Annotated in this window: 4 protein-coding genes; all 4 read right to left on the reverse strand. The window is 59.4% G+C overall.

All coding sequences use genetic code 11. The annotated features are described in order from the left end of the window. A partial coding sequence (gene accA / locus KA184_11550; GenBank protein MBP8130203.1) for an acetyl-CoA carboxylase carboxyl transferase subunit alpha occupies positions 1-776 on the reverse strand: 776 nt, incomplete at its 3' end. Between the two features lie 345 nt (positions 777-1,121). Beyond that, complete coding sequence (locus KA184_11555; protein ID MBP8130204.1) at positions 1,122-1,259, reverse strand: hypothetical protein; 138 nt, start codon at positions 1,257-1,259, stop codon at positions 1,122-1,124. 239 nt (positions 1,260-1,498) lie between these two features. After that, a complete protein-coding gene (locus KA184_11560) occupies positions 1,499-2,368 on the reverse strand; it encodes an endonuclease/exonuclease/phosphatase family protein (GenBank protein MBP8130205.1) in 870 nt (289 codons plus the stop codon). A gap of 138 nt (positions 2,369-2,506) precedes the next feature. Next, complete coding sequence (locus KA184_11565; protein ID MBP8130206.1) at positions 2,507-2,794, reverse strand: hypothetical protein; 288 nt, start codon at positions 2,792-2,794, stop codon at positions 2,507-2,509. Positions 2,795-3,108 lie beyond the last annotated feature (314 nt).

The following is a 3,108-nucleotide window of genomic DNA, read 5'->3' on the forward strand; positions in this document are numbered from 1 at the left end:
GGCAGCACGGTGTCAATCACGCCGAGTTCCTTCAGATTCGCCGCGGTTACTTTCATGGCCGCCGCGGCGAGCTCGCGCTTCTCGACATCATGCCACAAGATTTCCGCGCAGCGTTCGGGGGGGCAAATCATGTAGACGGCATACTCGAACATGGCTACCCAGTCGGCCATGGCAACGGCGAGTGCGCCACCGCTGCCGCCCTCGCTGAGCACTATGGCGCAAATGGGAACTCGCAGCCCGGCACAGGCAAGCAGGTTGCCGGCGATGGCGGGACCTTGGCCGAACTTTTCCGCCTCGATACCCGGATGGGCGGCCGGCGTGTCCACAAAGGTCACTATCGGGTGTCCCAGACGTTCGGCCAGCCGGAAAATGCGCAGCGCCTTTCGATATCCCCACGGGTGGGCCATGCCAAAATTGCGCCGTATTTTCTCGTCCGTCGATACACCCTTCTGCTGGCCGGCAACAAAAATCGTCTTTCCCCGGAAACGCGCCACCCCGCATACCATGGCAAGGTCGTCGCCGACGGCTCTGTCCCCATGAAGTTCAATGAAATCGTCCAGAATGCGCGAGGTATAGTCGAGCATCCGGGGACGCTGCGGGTGGCGGGCCAACTGGACGCGCTGCCATGGCGTGAGATTAGCGTACACCTCGCCCCGCTGCCGCTCGAGCTCGGCCTCAAGTATATGCCGCTCCTCTTCAGATGCGGCCTCTTTGAGCCGTTCCTGAAGGTTCGTAAGCTCGCGTTCAAAAGGAAGTGTCTGGTCTATGACGGCCACGTGCTTTCCTTGAAAGCGCTTGGGGCATCCCGCTCATCGCTCATTGCTCACCCGTATTGCCACGCTGGAATGCAGCAAACTGCGCCCATCGTTTTCTTGAGTCAAGAGTTTTCTCTCCATAGATGCCAATTCTACCACGTTTTGGCCGCCGGTGCAGCACCGGCAGTTGCGTTCGGCCGCTCAGCCGGCAGCAACGCAACGTTCAGAGAGTCTCACGGGCCGGAGAACGGCCGAGTCGCCCGGCGCTGGCAAACGGCCTGAGGCCGGCACATAAAGAAAAACCCTCGGCAGGGCTAATCAGCCGACCGAGGTTCTTCTTCAAAAGACGTTAACGGTATCGAGGATTCAAGCTACTTCTTCGTAGACTTCGCCGAAGTACTCCGCAAAGCACTCCCCGTGCCAGAATTCGCCGTCGACCTCAAAGGCGTCGCCGAACTGGAACTCCACATCCTCGATGTGCTCATTACAAAGCTGGCACTGCATGACGCAATTCACCTCCTTTTCGAGCGTATTTGTGCCGAGGCTCGCGACAAAGCCCCCTAAGGCGCATTATTCACCTACTGGCGGACCGGCTTATACCACAAAATTTGCCGTTTGTCAAGCAAAAAATTGGTACAACCAACACGAGCCGCTTCCCACTGGGTGCATGCTTGCACTCGGCACGCACGCTACTCCTGCACTCCCCAGCGTCGCGAAGAAACGAACATCTCGTGTTGCAGGGCCTATTCCTGGGGCGCCGTCACGGTGAAACGGCAGAAAACGGGATAGTGGTCGGACGGATAGCGTTCGCCCTCGTGATAGTCGATGGTCTCGCTGCTCAGGGCTTGCAGTGGTCCCCGGTAGAGCACCCAATCAATCCGGTCCTCGCTCTTGGCCGCCGCGCCCTGGAATCCGTGGAAGGTGCCGACAGGCCCTTTGCGGTCCGGCGCGGTCTGCCAGGAGTCTTGCAGGCCGCCTTCGAACAGGCGTTTCCAGGGGGCGCTGCTTTCCGCCGCGGCGTTGAAATCGCCTGTGAGAATCACGGGCATCGGCGGGGGCAGGGTTTGAATGCGTTGCGCGACCAGCGTGGCGCTCATTTCGCGGGCCGTGGCGCCGCGATGATCGAAATGCGTGTTGAACAGGTAGAATTGGCGACCGCTCGGACGGTGGTGGAAACGCGCCCACGTCACGATGCGGGGAAGGCTGCTGTCCCAGGATTTAGACCCGACTGCGTCCGGGGTTTCGCTGAGCCAGAAATTGCCGGTTTCCAGGGGTGTGAAGAGTTGCTTCTTGTAGAGGATGGCGGTCATTTCGTCCGCGAGAGGGGGTCCTTGCGTCCGGCCAGCGCCGAACCAGCGGTAGTCCGGCAGAGCCTGAACCACGTATTCCGCCTGTGTCTCGAGACACTCCTGCGTGCCAATGATGTCGGGGTCGTAGCGGCGAATAGTCTCAACGAGCGTGTCACGGCGTCTCGGCCATGCGTTCTCTCCGTCCATGGCAGTGCCAAAACGCACGTTGAAAGACATGATCGATATGGGAAACGCCGCGGGCGTATCGTCTGCCGCGAACGCACTCGTGCTGAGCAGAAACATCAGACCCCAATGCGCAATCATTGTCATGTGCCTCCGTGGCCTCGTATGAGGAATGCAGCAAGAAGGATGGTCGAAATGCGCGCCGTTTTCAAGTTGCGACGTCGTGCGCCTGACACGTGCGCGCCGTCTTATTGAAGGCGGCCGGCGCCCCGCATTATCCTACAGGACTTTCGTATCCTGAGAATCCGCGGGCAAGTCCGGGATTGCGTCGGCACTCAGCTCCGGTTCATCCGAGGCGGTCTCTTCTGTTACCGCCTGCGCCTCGGCGGAACGTGCGTTGGGTTCGCCGGTCGGGATGCTGGGCATGTCCTTAGCGGGCGCGGTTTCTGTGGAGGCGTTTGACGGGAGCTGCGCCTGGTTCCAGTAGTGGCCGGCAACGCCGAGCACCACGGTGGTGGCGATGACGCAGGCTACCAGTGCCGTCTTGACGATACGTTTGGGTCTCATAGTATAAATCCTTAGACAATATCCTTAATTATACCAGATTTATGTCAGGTGTGCCAAGAAATCGCCAATGCGTCACGCCGGTTTGTCTACCGGTCGCCTGGCCCCTGTATAGGAATAGCACTCAGACTGCCCGTGTTCCGTCAGACAAGAGTGGACAGAAATACCGGCATTGAATAGACTTACAACGTACCGGCGGTATTCAATCTGGGCTGGACCAGGTACAGCAGGCAGCGTCAATGCCGGGAACAGGCGCATGCCATAACGTTGCGGGGAAGAACCGTGGAAGCAGGGAATGTGGATTCCAGGGAACATGT

The sequence above is a fragment of the Candidatus Hydrogenedentota bacterium genome, assembly GCA_018005585.1.
In the GTDB taxonomy this organism is placed as follows: Bacteria; Hydrogenedentota; Hydrogenedentia; order Hydrogenedentales; family JAGMZX01; genus JAGMZX01.

Bases quoted from the DNA above. Each gene is read 5' to 3' on its own strand.
- KA184_11555 (MBP8130204.1), bottom strand. From the start codon at position 1,259: ATGCAGTGCCAGCTTTGTAATGAGCACATCGAGGATGTGGAGTTCCAG.
- KA184_11560 (MBP8130205.1), bottom strand. From the start codon at position 2,368: ATGATTGCGCATTGGGGTCTGATGTTTCTGCTCAGCACGAGTGCGTTC.
- KA184_11565 (MBP8130206.1), bottom strand. From the start codon at position 2,794: ATGAGACCCAAACGTATCGTCAAGACGGCACTGGTAGCCTGCGTCATC.